The 13,850-nt window shown below is 63.9% G+C and carries 15 protein-coding genes and 1 tRNA gene; 5 read left to right on the forward strand and 11 right to left on the reverse strand.

Annotated elements, in window-relative coordinates:
* The coding region (locus VL752_RS01760) for a YdcH family protein (protein ID WP_325352039.1) at positions 1 to 137 on the reverse strand (137 nt) is incomplete at its 3' end.
* A gap of 185 nt (positions 138 to 322) precedes the next feature.
* Here VL752_RS01760 and VL752_RS01765 point away from each other — a divergent pair.
* A complete protein-coding gene (locus VL752_RS01765; protein WP_325352013.1) occupies positions 323 to 496 on the forward strand; it encodes a YdcH family protein in 174 nt (57 codons plus the stop codon).
* 77 nt (positions 497 to 573) lie between these two features.
* Here VL752_RS01765 and VL752_RS01770 read toward each other — a convergent pair whose 3' ends face one another.
* The 4 genes from VL752_RS01770 to VL752_RS01785 form a co-directional block, all read right to left on the reverse strand.
* Positions 574 to 1,155, reverse strand: a complete 582-nt coding sequence (locus tag VL752_RS01770) for a DUF1013 domain-containing protein (RefSeq protein WP_325352014.1) — start codon at positions 1,153 to 1,155, stop codon at positions 574 to 576.
* 148 nt (positions 1,156 to 1,303) lie between these two features.
* The gene (locus VL752_RS01775; RefSeq protein WP_325352040.1) at positions 1,304 to 1,819 is read right to left on the reverse strand and encodes a GNAT family N-acetyltransferase; all 516 of its coding nucleotides are present in this window, start codon (positions 1,817 to 1,819) and stop codon (positions 1,304 to 1,306) included.
* Between the two features lie 132 nt (positions 1,820 to 1,951).
* Entirely contained in the window at positions 1,952 to 3,631 is a 1,680-nt protein-coding gene (ettA, locus tag VL752_RS01780) for an energy-dependent translational throttle protein EttA (protein ID WP_325352015.1), read from the reverse strand.
* An 82-nt stretch (positions 3,632 to 3,713) separates the two neighbouring features.
* A tRNA-Ile gene (locus VL752_RS01785) sits at positions 3,714 to 3,786 on the reverse strand.
* A gap of 122 nt (positions 3,787 to 3,908) precedes the next feature.
* Here VL752_RS01785 and VL752_RS01790 point away from each other — a divergent pair.
* The 3 genes from VL752_RS01790 to VL752_RS01800 all read left to right on the forward strand — a co-directional run bounded on the left by VL752_RS01790 (position 3,909) and on the right by VL752_RS01800 (position 6,926).
* Positions 3,909 to 5,219 (forward strand): MFS transporter, encoded by a 1,311-nt coding sequence (locus VL752_RS01790; RefSeq protein ID WP_325352016.1) that lies wholly within the window; start codon positions 3,909 to 3,911, stop codon positions 5,217 to 5,219.
* Between the two features lie 78 nt (positions 5,220 to 5,297).
* The gene (gene ppa / locus VL752_RS01795; protein WP_325352017.1) at positions 5,298 to 5,834 is read left to right on the forward strand and encodes an inorganic diphosphatase; all 537 of its coding nucleotides are present in this window, start codon (positions 5,298 to 5,300) and stop codon (positions 5,832 to 5,834) included.
* 96 nt (positions 5,835 to 5,930) lie between these two features.
* Positions 5,931 to 6,926: a DUF6635 family protein gene (locus VL752_RS01800; protein ID WP_325352018.1), complete on the forward strand. Its 996-nt coding sequence runs from the start codon at positions 5,931 to 5,933 to the stop codon at positions 6,924 to 6,926.
* Between the two features lie 19 nt (positions 6,927 to 6,945).
* Here the strand turns inward: VL752_RS01800 and VL752_RS01805 are convergent, their stop codons facing one another.
* Both VL752_RS01805 and VL752_RS01810 read right to left on the reverse strand, forming a co-directional pair.
* Positions 6,946 to 8,112, reverse strand: coding sequence for a M10 family metallopeptidase C-terminal domain-containing protein (locus VL752_RS01805; RefSeq protein ID WP_325352019.1), 1,167 nt, complete (start codon positions 8,110 to 8,112; stop codon positions 6,946 to 6,948).
* A 193-nt stretch (positions 8,113 to 8,305) separates the two neighbouring features.
* Positions 8,306 to 9,244 carry an aliphatic sulfonate ABC transporter substrate-binding protein gene (locus VL752_RS01810; protein ID WP_325352020.1) on the reverse strand — a complete coding sequence of 313 codons (939 nt, stop codon included), beginning with the start codon at positions 9,242 to 9,244 and terminating at the stop codon, positions 8,306 to 8,308.
* A gap of 153 nt (positions 9,245 to 9,397) precedes the next feature.
* Here VL752_RS01810 and queC point away from each other — a divergent pair, with 153 nt between their 5' ends.
* Positions 9,398 to 10,102, forward strand: coding sequence for a 7-cyano-7-deazaguanine synthase QueC (queC, locus tag VL752_RS01815; RefSeq protein ID WP_325352021.1), 705 nt, complete (start codon positions 9,398 to 9,400; stop codon positions 10,100 to 10,102).
* 54 nt (positions 10,103 to 10,156) lie between these two features.
* On the opposite strand, the gene VL752_RS01820 is transcribed toward queC, so the two are convergent.
* The 4 genes from VL752_RS01820 to VL752_RS01835 all read right to left on the reverse strand — a co-directional run bounded on the left by VL752_RS01820 (position 10,157) and on the right by VL752_RS01835 (position 13,828).
* A complete protein-coding gene (locus tag VL752_RS01820) occupies positions 10,157 to 11,050 on the reverse strand; it encodes a sugar phosphate isomerase/epimerase family protein (protein WP_325352022.1) in 894 nt (297 codons plus the stop codon).
* Between the two features lie 17 nt (positions 11,051 to 11,067).
* Positions 11,068 to 11,802 carry an ATP-binding cassette domain-containing protein gene (locus VL752_RS01825; RefSeq protein WP_325352023.1) on the reverse strand — a complete coding sequence of 245 codons (735 nt, stop codon included), beginning with the start codon at positions 11,800 to 11,802 and terminating at the stop codon, positions 11,068 to 11,070.
* Positions 11,799 to 12,779 (reverse strand): ABC transporter permease, encoded by a 981-nt coding sequence (locus tag VL752_RS01830; RefSeq protein ID WP_325352024.1) that lies wholly within the window; start codon positions 12,777 to 12,779, stop codon positions 11,799 to 11,801. Before VL752_RS01830 ends, VL752_RS01825 begins: the two co-directional genes overlap by 4 nt.
* A gap of 71 nt (positions 12,780 to 12,850) precedes the next feature.
* On the reverse strand, positions 12,851 to 13,828 hold the full coding sequence (locus VL752_RS01835; protein ID WP_325352025.1) for a substrate-binding domain-containing protein: 978 nt from the start codon (positions 13,826 to 13,828) through the stop codon (positions 12,851 to 12,853).
* Positions 13,829 to 13,850: the final 22 nt, after the last annotated feature.

Here is a 13,850-nt window from a genome sequence, read left to right on the forward strand (position 1 = left end):
CGCTTCTTAAGGCGCTGTATGTTCAGCAGGTCGTGCGCCCCGAGATCGCTCATCCGGATGATCACCGTATCGAGATCCCGGTGTTCGCTTCGCAACTCGTGGATGCGGCGCAGCAGCGTGTCACGGTCAGAGAGCATGGGGCGTGCTTATCATGGGCGGGTTCGTGGTCATACCCTTGTGCGCTGCACCCATGCAATCGCGATCATGTGCGTGATTGTTAGTGGAAGCGCGGGGCAAGCGGCAGTAGCCTTTCCCCTGTCACACGGGTGTCATCAGGACGCGCGGTGCCACATTGAAAATGCTTGTGAGAAGGGAGATTCCCATGAATCTACAGGCTCGACTGGACACACTGAAGGACCGCCACGCTAACCTGGAGGCACGTCTCGCCTCGGAAGACCGTCGGCCCGCCCCGGATAGCGAAACGCTAACCACTCTCAAGCGCGAGAAACTTCGACTAAAGGAAGAAATGGCCCGGCTCTCGGGCAGCGCCCACTAGCGGCGCCCAAAATCCCCCCCAGGAAAAGGGGCAGGTCGCGGCGGCCTGCCCCTTTTTTGTGAGTTACGGCTAGCTGTTCAGGCGGCGTCGCTTTCCGCGAGAGGCGGCGGCGGCGGCGGCACCTGGCGGCCCTCGCGGATCAGCCGCTCATTTGCCTGGTTCACCGCATCGTTCAGGTCGCTCTGCTTGCAGAGACCGAGGATCACCGGATCGCGTGGCTTAATGTTGGCGCTGTTCCAGTGGCTGCGCTCCCGCACCTTCTGGATCGTCTCCTTCGTGGTGCCGAGCAGTTTCGCAAGCTGCAACTCGGACAGCTGCGGGAAGTTGCGCAGCAGGAAGGCGATGGCATCGGGCCGGTCATTCCGCTTCGCAACCGGCGTATAGCGGCCGCCCTTGGTCTTTTTCGAGGTCGGCACCGCCGAGGCCAAGATGCGGAGCCGGGCGCTCGAGTCCGTTTCGCAACGGACGATATCCTCGGCCGAGAGCTGGTTGTTGGCGACGGGATCGTAGCCCATGATTCCTTGCGCCACCTCGCCATCGGCAATGGCCTGGACTTCCAGCGGATGCATGCCGCAGAAATCGGCGATCTGGTCGAAGGTCAGGGCCGTCTTGTCGATCAGCCAGACGGCTGTGGCTTTGGGCATCAAAGGAAGGGTCATTGTCGAAACACCTAGGATCACCCGCGTGAGCGGATGTGAGGTAAGCGGTTCATGTCCGGATCAAAGCCGATATGGACGCCCCCCCCTTCGCCGGTCAAGTCGCGAAAACCTGTTATGATTGTGGGGCAGGGGAGCCTGAGCGCAGGCGTTAGCCGCGAGCGGGGGCATGCCACCGCGCGAGGCTCCCCGCGCGGGGCTCGCTGACATAGAGGAGCATGCGGAAACCATCCCGCGTAAAGGCGCGCTCAGGCTCCTCCTGCATGCCGATGCCGGTGAGGAGCGCGCGGGAGGCGGGATTGCTCTCCCGCGCGACGGCGACGATGCGTGGCAGACCCCGCTGGTCATGGGCGAAGCGAAGGGCGGCCATCGCCGCCTCCCGCGCCAGGCCCTGGCCGCGCGCCTCCGGCCAGAAGGCGAAGCGCAAAGCCATGCCGCGCCCGTCCGTCCGGGCAAGAATGCCGGCGATGCCGTAGAAAGCCTCCGTCTCGATGTCGCGGGCCGACCACAGGCCGATGCCATGGGCGCCCCAGGCGCGAATATCCGCGGCCAGCTCCTCCCTTGCCTGTTGCGGCGTCCGCACGCCGCCCAGCATCATGGCGAATGCCCTGGGATCGGCCTTGAGCGCCGCGATCTCCGCCTCGTCCCGGGCGGCGACCGGCCGCATGAGAAGCCGGCCCGTGCGCAACACCCAGGCCGGGTTGCACAGGGCCGGGTCCCGCCCGCACTGAAGCCTATCTTCGCTCACGAGGAACTGCCTTCCGGCCGGAGATGGCGGGGCAGAGCCCCGCCCGGCGGGCTAACGCGCCAGAGGACGATACTTGATGCGATGCGGTTCGGTCGCCTGAGCACCGAGACGACGCCGCTTGTCCTCTTCATAGTCCTGGAAATTGCCCTCGAACCACTCGACGTGACTGTCCCCCTCAAAGGCGAGGATATGGGTCGCGAGCCGGTCCAGGAACCAGCGGTCATGGGAGATGATCACGGCGCAGCCGGGATATTCGACGAGCGCTTCTTCCAGGGCCCGCAGCGTGTCGACGTCGAGATCGTTGGTCGGTTCGTCGAGCAGGATGACGTTGGCTTCGGTCTGCAGCATCTTGGCGAGGTGGACGCGGTTACGCTCGCCGCCCGACAGGATGCCGACCTTCTTCTGCTGGTCCGAGCCCTTGAAGTTGAAGGCCCCGACATAGGCGCGGGATGCGATGGTGCGCTTGCCGAGATGGATGACATCGGTGCCGCCGGAGATTTCCTCCCAGACGTTCTTGTTCGAATCCAGGCTGTCGCGCGACTGGTCGACATAACCGAGCTTGACCGTCTCGCCGATCCTGAGGCTGCCCTCGTCCGGCGTTTCCACGCCCATGATCATGCGGAAGAGGGTGGACTTGCCGGCGCCGTTCGGCCCGATCACGCCGACGATGCCGCCCGGCGGCAGCTTGAAATTCAGCCCATCGATGAGCAGCCGGTCGCCGAAACCCTTCTTGAGGTCGGTCGCCTCGATGACCGTGCCGCCAAGCCGCGGCCCGGGCGGGATGACGATTTCCGCGACGCCGCCGGCGCGCTCCTGGCTCGCCTGCTGCATCTCCTCATAGCGCTTGATTCGCGCCTGGCTTTTGGCCTGGCGGGCGCGCGGCGAGGAAGAAATCCACTCGGCTTCGGCGGCCAACGCCCGCTGGCGTGAGCTCTCTTCCTTCTCTTCCTGCGCCAGGCGCTTCCTCTTCTGGTCCAGCCAGGAGGAGTAGTTGCCCTCGAAGGGATAGCCCCGGCCGCGCTCGATTTCGAGAATCCAATTGGTGACGTTGTCGAGGAAGTAACGGTCATGGGTGATGATCATCACCGTGCCGGCGAATTCCCGCAGCGTATGTTCGAGCCAGGCGACGCTTTCGGCGTCGAGATGGTTGGTCGGTTCATCGAGCAGCAGAAGGTCGGGCTTTTCCAGGAGCAGGCGGCAGAGCGCCACGCGCCGCCGCTCACCGCCAGACAGTTTCGTCACCTCGGAATCGGCCGGCGGGCAACGCAGGGCATCAAGTGCGATCTCGATGCGGCGGTCCATCTCCCAGCCGTCGCCAGCGTCGATCTTTTCCTGGAGCGCGGACTGTTCGGCGAGGAGATCGTTCATCTCCTCCTCCTCCATCGGCTCCATGAACTTCTCGGAAATCGCGTTGAAGCGGGCGAGGGCCGCCTTCACCTCGGCGAAGGCTTCGGCCACGTTCTCGCCCACCGTCTTGGTCGGGTCCAGATGGGGTTCCTGCTCCAGATAGCCCACGCGCACGCCGTCCGCGGCCCAGGCCTCGCCGCCGAATTCCTTATCCACCCCGGCCATGATCTTGAGCAGCGTCGACTTACCGGCGCCGTTCACGCCGAGCACGCCGATCTTCACCCCCGGCAGGAAGGAGAGGGTGATGCCTTTGAAGACCTCGCGACCGCCTGGGAAGGCCTTGGTCACGTCCTTCATCACATAGACATACTGGTAGGCGGCCATGGCGAAGCTCCGTATGCGCGGGGTTGCCGTGCTCTAGGGGGTGTCGGGGTCTGGGGCAACCATCAAGGGGCGGTGGCTTGACTGCGCCTGGCAGGAATCGAACCCGCAACCAAGCCGTTATGAGCGGCCCGCTCTAACCGTTGAGCTACAGGCGCAGGAGACCGGATATCCTCCGAACGGCTGCTGCTTGGCAAGCGCCGCCATGCAAATCTCCCCCCTTTCGCGAAATCGGGGATTAGGTGAAACTTTCTGCCAATCCAGGGAGAGAAACCTTTTCATGTCTTTCACCGCCACGCGCGCGGCCGATACGCGGCAGACTGCGCCGAGCACCGGCCGCATCGTCATCGCGAGCCTGATCGGCACCACGGTCGAATTTTATGACTTCTACATCTATGGCACGGCCGCCGCTCTGGTGCTGGGCCCGGTCTTCTTTCCGTCCCATATGCCGGGGGCCGGCACGCTCGCCGCCTTCCTGACTTTCGGCATCGCCTTCCTGGCCCGGCCCGTGGGCGCCTTCCTGTTCGGCCATTTCGGAGACCGCTTCGGCCGCAAATCAACCCTCGTCGCCTCGATGCTCGTCATGGGGATTTCGACGACGCTGATCGGCTTGCTGCCGAGCTATGCGACGGCCGGTATCCTGGCGCCGATCCTGCTGTGCCTGATGCGCCTTGGGCAGGGCATCGGGCTTGGCGGCGAATGGGGCGGGGCGGCGCTGCTCGCCACCGAAAGCGCGCCGGAAGGCCGCCGCGCCTGGTTCGGCATGTTTCCGCAGCTCGGCCCTTCCATCGGCTTTCTCATCTCCAACGGCGTCTTCCTCGTTCTCTTCGCCGTGCTGAGCAATGCACAGTTCCTCGCCTGGGGCTGGCGCATTCCCTTCCTGGGCAGCGCGGTGCTGGTCGGCATCGGCCTGTATGTCCGCGGCCGCCTGCCGGAAACGCTGGCCTTCTCCCGCGCCGCTGCCCGGAATGAGCAGGTGCGGTTGCCGCTGACCGCGGTGATCGTGCGGCAATGGCCGGGGCTGCTGCGCGGCGCCTTCGCCATGGTCGTCTGCTACGCGCTTTTTTACATCTCGACCGTCTTCGCGCTGGGCTACGGCACGCGCGTCGGCCATATCCCGCGCAGCACCTTCCTCGGCCTGCTCTGCATCGGCATTCTGGGCATGGCGGTGGCGACGCCCATTGCGGCGGCCCTCGCGGACCGTTTCGGCCGGCGGCCTGTCCTGCTCGCGGCTTCGGCGGCGGCGGCGCTCTCGGGCTTCCTGGTGGCGCCGCTGCTGGGCAGCGGCAACCCCTGGGTGGTGCTGGTCTTTCTCATCCTCGAACTGGCGATCATGGGCTTCACCTTCGCGCCCATGGGCGCGCTGCTGCCGGAACTCTTCCCGACCAACCTGCGCTATTCGGGGGCTTCGGCGGCTTATGCGCTGGGCGGAATCCTCGGCGGCTCGCTCGCCCCCTATATCGCCCAGAGGCTGGTGGCCTATGGCGGCCTGCCCTGGGTCGGCCATTACATCACCGTGGCCGGCCTGGTCAGCTTCGTCGCCATCCTCACAATGGCGGAGACGCGCGGGCGGGATTTGACCAGGAGCTAAAGCGTTTCGGCTTGGCAAGCGGGGGCGAATGAAGGAGGGTGCGCCCGTTCAAATTCCTACGAAGTTCCGGAGACCGTCATGGATGTGACCAAGATTCCCACGGGCAAGGCCCCGCCGGGCGATGTCAATGTGGTGATCGAGATCCCGCAGGGTTCGGCCGTCAAATACGAGGTCGACAAGGACAGCGGCGCGATCTTCGTCGATCGCTTCATCTTTACCCCCATGGCCTATCCGGCGGCCTATGGCTTCATTCCGAACACCCTTTCGGAAGACGGCGATCCGGCGGATGCCCTCGTCCTTGTGCCGACCCAGGTGGTGCCCGGCGCGGTGATCCGCGCGCGGCCCATCGGCGTGCTTTTCATGGAGGACGAGTCCGGCAAGGACGAGAAGATCATCTGCGTGCCCCATGACAAGGTGCATCCGCAGTTCAAGGACCACACAGAGCTTTCGACCCTGCCCGATATCACCACCAAGGTGATCGAGCACTTCTTCACCCGCTATAAGGACCTCGAGCCCGGCAAGTGGGTGAAGGTGACGGGGTGGGGCGACCGCGCCGCCGCCGAGATGGCGATTACCACCGCCATCAAGGCCTTCGAGGCGACCAAGAAAGGCTGATCGGCCGCCTCTCTTTCTTTTGCGCGGTATCGCGCGGGGCATGGACTAAGTTGGAAGGGCGGCCCCGGGGAGACCTGGATCCGCCCTTTTCCGTGTTTGGGGGCTGCCATCGGCGATCTCGTCATCACGCTGGACCGGGCAAGCGCGGAAGCGGCGGTCGAGGATGGCGCCCGGCGCTACTTCGCTGAGACCCGCACGCGAATCCGCCCCTTCGTCGACCGGCATTTCTCGGTTCCCGGCACGCTGGCGCTGCATCGCGCGGCGGTCGGCTGGGACATTCTCCGGGCGCCTGCGAACCTGACGCTGGCTTTGCCGCAGCTAGCGATGCAGCTCGGTGCCAAGGGTGCCGGGCGGCTTGGCGCGAAACGGACGAAAAAACTGCTCGACCGATCGATCCTGATCGAAACCGCGCTGTCGCGTGAGATCGAGTGGCTGATCACGACCGAACTCCTGGAACTGCCCATTCGCCAGAAGGCGCGCGAAAGCTGGCGAGACGGGCTGTCCCGCGCGATTCTGGAAAGTCCGCATGTCGCGGGGGCGATGCAGGCGATGCTACTCGCGCTCGGCGCCCATGGGGCCGACCCGGCGTTTCAGGAACGGCTGCGCCGGGCAATGCTGGAATACGGCCTCACCCGCAACGCGGCGGCCGAGATTACCACCGGCCTCATCAATCTCGGCGCCGGTGCGCTTGCCCTGCAGAAGGTGACGCCAGGGGCTGTGTCCCTCGGCCCTGCGCTTGCCGCCGCCCTTTCCCAGAAGGCGGCAATCGGCGCCTTTCCCTTCGGTTCCTGGCTCGGTAGTGCCTGGTACGCGCTTTTTCCCGTCGCACCCGGCGCGGGCTTCGTGATGACGACGACAGGCGGAGTGATGCTCGCTTCCGCCGCCTTCGCGGCCTTTGCGGGGGTGATCTCGGACCCGATCCAGCGCGCGACCGGACTGCACGAGCGGCGGCTGAAACGGATGGTGGATGCCTTGGAGCGGCAGTTCCTCGACCCCGAAGCGCAGGGCTTCGCGGTGCACGACCATTACGTCGCCCGGCTGCTCGACCTGTTCGACATCCTGGGCGGGGCGATGCGGATCGCGGCCCGGTAGTGAGCGGCGCGCGCTGAACTCAGGACTGCGTAAAATCCTTGGGCGACAGATCCGTGATGTGAAGGAGTGTTATCCGCTCGCCGTCCGGCAATGCGAGATAGGTTGAGCCGCCGGTCACCGTGTCATCGGCCACGACCTGGTCGGAGATGATGCCGAATCCACGCAAGTCGATTTTGTCGAGTCCCGGCGTGAAATCGGTAAGGGTCGTCTGGCCTCCTCCCGATGGGAGATTCTCCCCCGATAGGTTGAAAAAGCGGAACTGGTCGCGTCCCGCGCCGCCCGTCAAGGTTTCGGCGGCAACGCCTGCAACCAAAGTATCATTGCCGCTCCCTGCAATAATGACCAGGCTTGGAATTGCAGGATCATCAGTCGTGATGAAAGGGCCGGAATAGCCTTCGTAGATGTTGTTTCCCGTCGATGAGCCGCCGCTCAGCGTGTCGCTGCCGTATTCGCCTGCAATCAGCACATCCCGCGCATTTCCCGCGGCAATGAGCAGCGAGTTGCCATGCAGACCGCCGACCAGGGTGCTGGCCTGCAAACCCGCAGTAATCGTGTTGTTTCCGTTATAATATCCCGTTTCATAATTCGGGTTCGTGAAGTAGCCGCCCTCAAAAAACCCGCCGCCGGCTCCGCCCGATATCGTCGCGTGTTCAGCACCACCGCCTTCGATGACGTAATGACCATTGCCACCGCTGAAGGTGAAATCCGCGCCGCCGCCGATTACGGTTTCTTTTCCGATCCCCGTCGCGGTCACGTCGTTCTGTCCGAACGGGTCCTCGCTATCAGCGACCAGTGTCGGCTCAATCATGACCGTATTGTCGGTACCGGTAAGAACGACGCTGTTGTAGCCACCGATATCGACAGTGTCATTCTTGCCGCCGACCTCGATGCGGTCATTGCTCCCTGGGAAAGCCTGGCCGGTTACGGTCTCCCCATACCCCAGCAACTGTATGTCATTGTTGCCGGTGCCTTCGCTGGCACCGATGATGACACTCGACCCGGCACCTGTGACGACCACGGTGTTGTTCGAGCCTTCGCCACCTTCGTATTCCTCACCGACAAGGTCGATTTGCTCCAAGGCGCCGAGCGCAAGTACGGTCGTATCGTTCGTGCCGCTGAGGTCGATCGACTGGCCTGGTGCAGTGATGATGATCGGGCTTGTGTCAGGAGCGACTGTACTCGCCATAAAAATGCCCTCGCCAACAGGAGAAGCTCATTATTACATGTAGGATAAGACACACGAATTTCAAAACGAAGACATTAGGGATGACGCGCGGACTTCGAGGCTTCGCCGCTTGGCGCCAATACTTGGTTAATCCGACTGATAGAATATCTTTTGCTTCTGAAGAGCAAAAATGTCGATGCTGCTTGCGCCACTCTTAGCTCAGCACCGCCTCCTGAACATCGATCTTGCGCGGAATGAGGCGCAGCCCCGCGAAGACATCGGCGATCTTCTGCTGATCGGCGATGATCTCTGGCGAGATGGGAACGACGCCGTATTTCTGGCGGGTGAACCAGACTTTCAGGATTTCCGGCGAAATGCCGATGGTTTTCGAGAGATCCGTCGCGATCTCGGATAGGTGGGACGGCTCCCAGGCCTCGATGTCCTGCACCGCCGCGATGGCTTGCTTCACTGCCTCAGGCTTGGCGGCCGCGACCGCGCGGCTCGTCAAATAGAAGGCGCGATTGGGCATCAGGTCCGTGCCGTCTATCAGAATCTTGGCGCCCTGGACCTCGGCCGCAGCCACGAAGGGGTCCCAGACCGCCCAGGCTGCGACGGAACCGGATTGCAGCGCGATGCGGCCATCGGAGGGCTGCAGATAGGCCGGGGTGATATCGCCCCAGGCCAGCCCCGCGTCCCGCAGGGCGGCGACGAGGAGATAATGGGCGCTGGAGCCGCGGGCGACCGCGACTTTCTTTCCCTTCAGCGCCGCGACCGTCTGGATGCCGTTGTTCGGCTCGACGAGGATCGAGACTGCGCGGGGTGAGGGCTGGGTTGCCGCCGCATAGAGGACGGGCACGCCGGCCGCCTGGGCGAAGATCGGCGGCGGTTCGCCGGTGAAGGCGAAATCCACCGCACCATCGTTCAAAGCCTCGAGGATCGGCGGGCCGGAGGTGAAAATGGCCCAGGAGACGGCATAGCCGAGCGGTTTCAGGCGCTGCTCCAACAGTCCCTGCGCCTTGAGGAGGGCAAGGGCCACCGAAGCTTTCTGGTACCCGACCCGAAAGACGCGTGCTTCCGCCCGAGCCGGACGGAAGGCACCGAGGGCAGGAAGTAGTGCGGCAGTTCCGAGAACATGGCGTCTGGCGATGATCATCACACGATTTCCTGTGGTTATTTCCAGCATGATGGTGCGTGGATATCTAGAAAGTCAAATCATATAGCGATTAACATTAGTTGTTACCGTGCTCTCTGTTCCCCTGGGCCGGATGGGGCTATGCGAGCGCGGATGGTGCCCGGAGAGAAAGAGATGTCCCCAACCGGCTCGGCCCTGGTTCTGTTTTCCGGCGGCCAGGATTCAGCGACCTGCCTGGCCTGGGCGTTGGCGCGTTTCGACCATGTGGAGACGATCGGCTTCGATTATGGCCAGCGCCACCGCGTGGAACTCGATGTCCGCCCGACCGTGCTGGAAAAGCTGTGCGCGCAGTTCCCGGCCTGGGCCGCGAAGCTGGGCGACGATCATCTGATCGATGCCGGGATCGTGGGAAAACTCAGCGAGACGGCCCTGACGCGGCAGACCGAGATCGCCATGCAGGCGGACGGGCTGCCCAATACCTTCGTACCCGGCCGCAACCTGCTGTTCCTGACCATGGCGGCGACGGTCGCCTACCGGCGCGGGATCAAGCATATCGTGACGGGTGTCTGCGAGACGGATTATTCCGGCTACCCGGATTGCCGGGACGATACGATCAAGGCGCTACAACTGGCCCTCAATCTCGGGATGGACCGGCGTTTCGTGCTGCATACGCCGCTGATGTGGATCGACAAGGCCGAGACCTGGGCGATGGCCGAGCGCCTGGGCGGCGCGCCGCTCGTCTCCCTCATCAACCACGAGACCCATACCTGCTACATGGGTGATCGCACGACGCTGCACTCCTGGGGCTATGGCTGCGGCCATTGCCCAGCCTGCGAACTGCGCGCCGAGGGCTGGGCGCGATACACCCAGCCCCGGTAACGAGAAGAAGGTCTTTTTGGTTCTTTTTCTTCCAGAAAAAGAACGCGCTTCTTCTTACGGCAGGCGGCTGCGCGCGGCCTGACGCTCGGCCTCCTCCGCCGCCTTGATCATGGCTTTCGTATACATCAGCGCATGGGTTGCAAGATCGACGCTGTCCTCCCAGAGATTGCGCCAGATGCCGAGGATGCCTTCCAGCGGTTGGCCGACGACGCGGGAGGAGAAGGATTCGAAGGTGATCGGTCCCTGGTAGCCGCTTTTCACCAGAGCCCGGAAGACAGCGGTCAGGTTGATTGATCCCGATCCCATGTAGCCGCGGTGGGAATCACCGGTATGGAAATAGCCGATATACTCCCCCGTCTCTATGATCGCCGAGGAGACATCCGATTCCTCGATATTCATGTGATAGACATCGAGATGCGCACGGACATTGGCAAGGCCGATGCGCTTGCACATCTCGACCGCCTGGGATGCCGTGTTGAGCACGTTGGATTCGTAGCGGTTCACCACTTCGAGGCCGAGGGTGATGTTGCTGCGGGCCGCGATTTCGCCCACATGGTGCAGCACTTCGACCGAGCGGGCGACGCCGTCGGCCGTGGTCGGCACGGCATATTTCTGGAAGGCGGAATGCAGGATGCCGCAAAGATGCGTGGCACCGAAGTCACGGCACAAATAGATATATTCCTCGAGCCTCTGCTGACCGCGCTTGGTCTTCTCGGGATCGTTGCTCGAAATATCCGTCGAGGCATCGAGACCAAAGGACATGGTCGCGCCAAGCTTGTGCTGTTCAAGCTGCTTGCGCGTGAAGTCGACATCGACCTGCTTCGGATCCATCACCGAGAGCTCGATCAGATCGAAGCCGACCTCGGCCGTGCGCGCGATGGCGCGGGAGCATTCATCATGGCTCCATCCCTTTTCCCAGACGAAGGCATGCACACCGAGTTTATTCATAGGGCGTTTCCTTTCTTTCAAGCTGCGCCGACGATATGGGCGACGACGGCGTTCATGCTGGTCTCGGCGATCGCCTCGTCGGCCACCACCTGGCCCTGCCGCAAAGCGACGATCCGGTCACAGACCGCGAAGACATCCGTCAGCCGGTGGCTGATGAGGATGACGGCAATGCCCTGGCGCTTCATTTCGCGCACAAGGTCAAGCACATGCTCCACTTCCCGCACCGCGAGCGCCGCCGTCGGCTCGTCCATGATGACCAGTTTGGGCGCGAAGGTGAGGGCGCGGGCGATGGCGACCGATTGCTGCTGGCCGCCCGAGAGATGGCCGACCAGATAACGGACCGAGGGTAGTCGCGCTCCGAGGCGGTGGATCATCGCTTCCGCCTCGCGCTCGATCCGGGCGCGGTCGATGACCGATAGACCAAGGAAGCGTCGCGTCGGCTCCCGCCCAAGAAAGATGTTGGAGGCGACGTCTTGCTGACGGGCGAGGGCGAGGTCCTGATAGATCATCTCGATGCCGAGGGCGCGGATTTCGCCCGGGCTGAGGCCGGCGAGATCGCGATCGGCAAAGCGGATGGCGCCGCCGGTCGGGCGATGAATGCCGGTGATGGTCTTCATCAGCGTCGATTTGCCGGCGCCGTTATCCCCCAGCAGGGCAACGGCCTCTCCGGGCGAGACCGAGAAGGTGACGCCGCGCAGCGCTTCCACGGCGCCGAAGCTTTTGCGCACATCATCAAGTTCGAGAAGGCTCATGACCGCCCCCTGCCGCGGTTGATCTGATCGAGCCAGACGGCGAGGACGAGCACGCCGCCGATCGCCATCTGCTGGTAGAAGGAGGAGACGGCGAGCAGGTTCAGCCCGTTCTGCAGCACGCCCATGATGAGCGCGCCGATCAGCGTGCCGATGACACTCGCCCGCCCACCGAAGAGATTGGTGCCCCCGAGAATGGCGGCGGTGATGGCGGTCAGTTCGTAGCTTGTGCCGGCAGTGGGATCGCCGGAATTGACGCGGGCGGCGAAGAGCAGACCCGCGAGCCCCGCGAGCAGACCGGATAGCGTGTAGAGGGCGACGCGGTGCCGTTCGACGCGAATGCCGGTGGCGCGCGCCGCCGCTTCATTGTCGCCGATGACGAGGGCGTATTTGCCGAAGCGCGTGCGCGACAGCACGAAATGTGTGATGGCCGCGAGCAGAAGAAAAATGATCGCCGGCACCGGCACGCCGAGCGGCCGACCCTGGCCGAGCCAGACGATGGGGGCTGGCAGTCCGTAGACCGGCTGGCCGTTGGTCAGCACCAGCGCCGCGCCGCGCGCGACGCCCAACATGCCGAGCGTCACGATGAAGGCCGGGATGCGGGCCCGCGCAATGAGCAGTCCGTTGATGACGCCACAGAAGGCGCCGGCGGCGAGCGCGAAGACGATGGCGAAGGGCCAGGGCAGACCGACCACGTTGACGGAGAGCGCCGAGACGACGGCAGCGAAGCCGAGCATCGAGCCCACCGAAAGGTCGATCCCGGCCGCCGCGATCACGAAGGTTGAGCCGAAACCGAGGATGCCGATGACGGAGGTCGCGAGCAGGATATTGAAGGCGTTCGACAGGCTGAGGAAATAGGGAGAGGCGATTGAGAGCCCGACCACCAGGACCAGCAGCACCGCCAGGCTTTCAAGCCGGATCGCGCCGCCGAGGCTGCGGAATGAGAAGGGAAGTCGTTGTGCCGTCAATGTCGTGTCCATATCCGTCTCCATGGGGAGAATACGGCGCGCGGGCCTTCAGGGTCCGCGCGCCCGTGGCCTGGGTGACGGTGCTATTTGACGTATTGCAGATCGGGATCCGTGCCCGCCGCGAGAACGTCTTTGGTCAGAACCAACGTCGGCACATGGATCACATCAGGCACGCTCTGGCCCGCCAGGACCTTCTTCACATTGGCGACTGCCTCCATCCCTTCGAGATAGGGCAGCTGGGCGACGGTCGCGGTGAGCCGCCCGGCCTTGATCGACTTCACCCCGTCCACCGTGCCGTCCACACCCACGACCGTGACCTTGCCGCCACGGCCGGCCGCGAAGACCGATTCGACGGCGCCCAGCGCCATGGTGTCGTTACAGGCGAAGATCGCGACCAGGTTCGGATTGCGCTGCAGGATGTCGTTCGTGATGTTGGCCGCCTTGTTGGCGTCCCAGTCACCGGGGAGGGAGGCCACGACCTTGAGGCCAGGTGCCGCTTTCGCCAGTTCCTGCCGGAAGCCGTTCGCGCGCATCTGGCCGGTGACATTCCCGGAAAGACCCTCGATCACCAGCACCGGGCCAGTCGCGTCATGGCCCAGCTGCTGTGCCATGAAGTCCGCCGCCTGCATGCCGGCATGGATATTGTCCGAGCCGATGCGGAAGGCGACCTTGACCCCGGCCTTGGCCGTGATGGCCGGATCGAGATTGGCGTCGAGATCGACGACCGGAATGTTCGCATCGTTCGCCGACTTCATGCAGGGCAGGAGGTTCGAGGAATTGATGGCCGCCGCGATCAGGGCTGCAGGTTTGCGCTCCAGCATCGTCGTGCACAGGTTGAGTTGGGTTGCCGCATCCTGGTCGGATTGTGCGGCCTGTTGGAAGATGGTCACGTCGGATTGCCGCCCGCCTTCGGCCACGCCTTTGGCCATCGCACCCCAGAAGGGGTTGGACAGGGTTTTCAGCAACACGCCGTAGACCGGCTTGTCCGCCGCCTGGGCTGCGGGATGGGCGGCGAGGCCGAGCGCGAGCGCCGCGGCCGTCATCAGGATCGTCTTGTTCATTGTGGGCGTTCCTCCGTTTCTT

Origin of the sequence: Acidisoma sp., assembly GCF_035492295.1 — a bacterium.
GTDB lineage: Bacteria > Pseudomonadota > Alphaproteobacteria > Acetobacterales > Acetobacteraceae > Acidisoma.